Raw genomic sequence first — 5,215 nt, forward strand, 5'->3', positions numbered from 1 at the left:
ACGGCCTTCGTCGGAAGCGTCAGATGTGGAGAAGAGACAGGCCCGGGTCACCGGGCGGATCGCCACCCAGCCCGCGCTTCCCGTCCGCGTGACGCCGGAGCCGGTCGCCATCCGGCACGACCCGGCCCGGGACCGCCGGTTCGCCGGCCGCCCGATCCAGGACACCCTGATCGCCTGACCTGCGCCGTCGCTCCGCGCGCAACGCCAGCCATGAGGTCGGGATCTGCTCGCCGGCCGCGTGCGCACACGATCTCCCCAACCGACGCCGCGCCGATATCTCATCCATGAGTTAACGTCGTCGTCGTGACCCTGACCAACCCGACGACCGGAGCCGTCCCCACGGTGACCTCGTCCATCCCCGTCGTCACCCCCACCCTCCCCGAGCAGCTGGCCCACGTGGGCTCGCTGGTCCGGTCCGCGCGCCGCCACCGCGGCCTGACGCAGACCCAGCTCGCCGAGCTCCTCGGCACCAGCCAGTCCGCCGTGCACCGCATCGAGCAGGGTGCGCAGAACCTCAGCCTCGACATGCTGACCCGGATCGGCGCCGCGCTCGACTCCCCGATCGTCACGCTCGGCGGGCCGCAGCACACCCACCTCCGGGTGCGGGGCGGCGCGCAGCTGTCCGGCCGGCTCGACGTGAACACGTCCAAGAACGGCGCGGTCGCCCTGCTGTGCGCCTCGCTGCTCAACCGCGGCACCACGCGGCTCAAGAACGTCGCGCGGATCGTCGAGGTCGACCGGATCGTCGACGTGCTGCGGTCCGTCGGCGTCCGCGCCACCTGGTCCGCCGACGGCCGCGACCTCGAGATCGTCGTGCCGAAGGACCTCGACCTCGAGGCCATCGACGTCGACGCCGCCCGCCGCACCCGGTCGATCATCATGTTCTTCGGCCCGCTCCTCGGGCAGCAGGAGGAGTTCCGGCTCCCCTACGCGGGCGGCTGCGACCTCGGCTCCCGCACCGTCGAGCCGCACATGATCGCGCTGCGCCCGTTCGGCCTGTCCGTCACCGCGAGTGGCGGCCGCTACCTCGCCCGCGTCACCGACCCCGGCACGGACAACCTGTCGATCGTGCTCACCGAGCGCGGCGACACGGTCACCGAGAACGCGCTGATGGCCGCCGCCCGGCGCCCGGGCGTCACCACCATCCGCAACGCCAGCCCGAACTACATGGTCCAGGACCTGTGCTTCTACCTGGAGCTGCTGGGCGTGCGGGTCGAGGGCATCGGCACGACGACGCTGCGCGTGCACGGCAAGGCCGACATCGACGCCGACGTGGAGTACGCGGTGTCCGAGGACCCGGTCGAGGCGATGAGCCTGCTCACCGCCGGCATCGTCACCGGCTCCGAGATCACCGTCGGCCGGGTGCCGATCGAGTTCATGGAGATCGAGCTCGCGACCCTGTCCGAGATGGGCCAGCGCTACACGCTGTCCGAGGAGTACACCGCGCACAACGGCCGCACCCGGCTGGTCGACATCACGGTGCACCCGAGCGAGCTGCGCGCGCCGCTCGACAAGATCCACCCGATGCCGTTCCCGGGCCTCAACATCGACAACCTGCCGTTCTTCGCGGTCATCGCCGCGTGCGCGACCGGGTCGACGCTGGTGCACGACTGGGTCTACGAGGGCCGGGCGATCCACCTGACCGACCTCACCCGGCTCGGTGCGGACGTGCGGCTGCTCGACGCGCACCGGCTGCAGGTGTCCGGCCCGACCCGCTGGTCGGGCGCCGAGGTGTCCTGCCCGCCGGCGCTCCGCCCCGCGGTCGTCATCCTGCTGGCGATGCTGGCGGCGAAGGGCGAGAGCGTGCTGCGCAACGTCGACATCATCGCCCGCGGCTACGAGGGCCTGCAGGAGCGGCTCGTCGAGCTGGGCGCGCAGATCGAGACGTTCCGGGACTGACCCCGCGGGACGCGGAAGGGGCCGGGTGCGATCCGCACCCGGCCCCTTCTGCGTGTGTCAGCGCACCGTGTAGTTCGGCGACTCCGAGATCATCTGCACGTCGTGCGGGTGCGACTCCTTCAGCCCCGCCGGCGTGATCCGGACGAACTTGCCCCGCTGCTGCAGCTGCGGGATCGTGCGCGCGCCGACGTAGAACATCGACTGGTGCAGGCCGCCGACCAGCTGGTGCGCCACCGCCGCGAGCGGGCCGCGGTACGGGACCTGGCCCTCGATGCCCTCGGTGATGATCTCGTCGTCGGTCAGGTCGCCCTGGAAGTACCGGTCCTTCGAGTACGACCGGCGGTCGCCGCGGCTCTGCATCGCGCCCAGCGACGCCATGCCGCGGTAGCGCTTGAACTGCTTGCCGTTGACGAACACCAGGTCGCCCGGCGACTCGTCGCAGCCGGCGATGAGCCCGCCGACCATGACGCTGTCCGCGCCGGCCACGAGGGCCTTCGCGATGTCGCCGGAGTACTGCAGGCCGCCGTCCGCGATGACCGGGACGCCCGCGGGCTTCGCGGCCAGCGACGCCTCGTACACCGCGGTGACCTGCGGCACGCCCACGCCGGCGACGACGCGGGTGGTGCAGATCGAGCCCGGGCCGACGCCGACCTTGACCGCGTCCACGCCCGCGTCGACCAGCGCCTGCGCGCCCTCGCGGGTCGCGATGTTGCCGCCGATGACCTGGACGTGCCTCGTGCCCGGGTCGGACTTGATGCGGCGGACCATGTCGAGCATGAGCCGGGCGTGGCCGTTCGCGGTGTCCACGACCAGCGCGTCCACCCCGGCCTCGACGAGCGCGGACACGCGGTCCCAGGCGTCCCCGAAGAAGCCGACGGCCGCGGCGACGACCAGGCGGCCGCTCGCGTCCTTCGTGGCCAGCGGGTACTGCTCGGACTTCACGAAGTCCTTCACGGTGATGAGGCCCTGCAGGCGGCCGTCCGCGTCGACCAGCGGCAGCTTCTCGACCTTGTGCTTGCCGAGCAGCGCCGCGGCGTCGTCGTTCGAGATGCCGACGGGGCCGGTGACCAGCGGCATCGACGTCATCGTGTCGCGCACCCGGCGGGTGGTGAACTCGGCCGGCGGCACGAACCGCAGGTCCCGGTTCGTGATGATGCCCAGCAGGCGGCGGTCGTCGTCCACGACCGGCAGGCCGGACACGCGGTACTTGGCGCAGAGCGCGTCGAGCTCGGCCAGCGTCGCGTCGGGGCCCACGGTCACGGGGTCGGACACCATGCCGGACTCGGAGCGCTTCACCAGGTCGACCTGGTGGGCCTGCGCCTCGATGGACAGGTTGCGGTGCAGCACGCCGATGCCGCCCTGGCGCGCGAGGGCGATGGCCATGCGCGACTCGGTGACCGTGTCCATCGCGGCGGACACGAGCGGGATCGACAGGGAGATCTCACGCGTGAGCCGGGTCGTGGTGTCGACCTCGCTCGGGATGACGTCCGTCTCGCCCGGGAGCAGCAGGACGTCGTCGTAGGTGAGACCGATGAAGCCGAACGGGTCGGCGGGAGCGGCGGATCCAGGGGTGCCCAGGTCGGTCATCCCCCGATGATACGGCCGCCCGTCGGAGCTCCCGGCCGTCGCCCGGGGTGACCTGCGCGACGTCCGGGGCGCGCGGGGTCCGCGCCGGGCGTCAGCGGATGAGGCCCTTGCGCAGCCCGATGGCCACGGCCTGCGCGCGGTCGGCGGCGCCGAGCTTGCGGAACAGCCGGCGGGCGTGGGTCTTGATGGTGTCCTCGGACAGGAACAGCTCCTGGCCGATCTGCGCGTTCGACCGGCCGTTGCTCATGCCGACCAGCACCTCGACCTCGCGCTTGGTCAGCGAGACCTCGTCGCGGCCGGTGGACTGCGCGGGCAGCTCCACCCGGGCGACGACCGGGGTCGGCGCGCTCGCGACGGCGCCGTGGGCGTGCGCGGCGGCCAGGCCGTCGTGCGGCACCGCGCCGGGCGCGCCGGGGATGCCCGGGCTCGCCAGGATGTGCGCCGCCACCGCGGCGAGCTCCGCGCGGCCGACGTCGGGGGCCAGGTAGCCGCGGGCGCCGAGCGCGATCGCCCGGTCCAGCGCGATCTCGTCGCCGGGCACCGCCAGCATCACGACCGTCGACTGCGACGGCACCGCGCGCAGCCGCCGGATCGCCTCCACGGGGCCCGGGGTCGGCAGGTGCGCGTCGAGCAGCACGATGGTCGGCGGCACCCGCCGCGCCAGCGTGACCAGCTCGTCCACGGACGCCGCCGCGCGCACCGGGGCCAGCGCGGGCACACCGAGTGCCGTCAGGACGATGCGCTCGCGCACCGCCGTCGATCCGTGGCACACCACGACGCCCGCCATCGACCTCCGCCTTCCGCCTGTGCCAGGACCCTGGCGGATCCGGCTTCCTTCCTGTATCGGCCGGATCGGGGCCGACGTTAGCGTCCAGGAAGAACCCAGGTGTCAGGCGGAGACGGCCAGCACCTCGTGGACCAGGCCCGGAACCGTCCGCACGCGGTGCACCTGGCGGCCGAGCGGGACCTCCCCGGCGGCCTCGTCCGGCACCATCACGAACACCGGCAGCGCGGCGTTCGCCTCCGCCACCGCGCCGACGAGGCCCAGGTCGGGGGCCGTCTGCTCGCTCAGCAGCACCACCGCCGACGGCGACGTCATCGCCGCGATCTCGAGCAGCCGGTGCCGGCCCGTGGGCCCCGCGACCACGCGCGCGTCGACGCCCGCGTCGGCCAGCGCGCCCGCGAGCACGTGCAGCGACAGCGGCCGAGGTTCACCCGGCGCGGCGAGCAGCAGGACGATCCGCCGGCGCGACGGGTGCCGCGGGACCCGCCCCGAACGGTCGCGCAGGACCGCCAGCGCCGCGGCGGACACCAGCGCGTCGGGCTCGTCGCCCGGGCGGGCCAGGACGGTGCGCGCCGCGATGCCGGCCCGCGCGGGCGCGACCAGGTCGGACCACCAGCGGACCAGGTCGCCGCCGGGGGGCAGCGCGAGCAGGCGGGTCACCTCGGCCGCGTCGGCCCGCAGGGCGGCGTCGATGACGGAGGTCGGCGTGGCCGGGCGCGGCGGGCGGGCGGCGCGGGCGCCCGAGGCGGTGGCCGCGCCGGACGGGGCGTCCGCGGCTCGCCGCGGGGCGGCAGCCGCGGCGTCCTCGCGGGCGCGGCCGGGTGCGTCGGGGACGGCGTTCAGGTGGCGGACGGCGCCGGCGGGCGAGCCGGGCGCCGTACCGGGGGCGGCGGACGCGTCGGGGCCTGTCTCTTCTCCACATCTGACGCTGCCGACGAAGGCCGT

The 5,215-nt window shown here is 74.2% G+C and carries 5 protein-coding genes; 2 read left to right on the plus strand and 3 right to left on the minus strand.

Annotation, left to right across the window (positions count from 1 at the left end):
* Window positions 1-25 precede the first annotated feature (25 nt).
* Together AC3WUG_RS19285 and AC3WUG_RS19290 are read left to right on the plus strand one after the other, a co-directional pair.
* Window positions 26-178 (plus strand): hypothetical protein, encoded by a 153-nt coding sequence (locus AC3WUG_RS19285; protein ID WP_492329147.1) that lies wholly within the window; start codon window positions 26-28, stop codon window positions 176-178.
* Window positions 179-342: 164 nt separating this feature from the next.
* The gene (locus AC3WUG_RS19290; protein ID WP_492329151.1) at window positions 343-1,899 is read left to right on the plus strand and encodes a helix-turn-helix domain-containing protein; all 1,557 of its coding nucleotides are present in this window, start codon (window positions 343-345) and stop codon (window positions 1,897-1,899) included.
* Window positions 1,900-1,956: 57 nt separating this feature from the next.
* On the opposite strand, the gene guaB is transcribed toward AC3WUG_RS19290, so the two are convergent.
* The 3 genes from guaB to AC3WUG_RS19305 form a co-directional block, all read right to left on the minus strand.
* A complete protein-coding gene (gene guaB / locus AC3WUG_RS19295) occupies window positions 1,957-3,486 on the minus strand; it encodes an IMP dehydrogenase (RefSeq protein WP_492329148.1) in 1,530 nt (509 codons plus the stop codon).
* 91 nt (window positions 3,487-3,577) lie between these two features.
* Window positions 3,578-4,273 carry a response regulator transcription factor gene (locus AC3WUG_RS19300; RefSeq protein ID WP_492329149.1) on the minus strand — a complete coding sequence of 232 codons (696 nt, stop codon included), beginning with the start codon at window positions 4,271-4,273 and terminating at the stop codon, window positions 3,578-3,580.
* Window positions 4,274-4,375: 102 nt separating this feature from the next.
* The coding region (locus AC3WUG_RS19305) for a hypothetical protein (protein ID WP_492329150.1) at window positions 4,376-5,215 on the minus strand (840 nt) is incomplete at its 5' end.

The organism is Cellulomonas sp. EB106-03-03-XG116 (assembly GCF_058792015.1).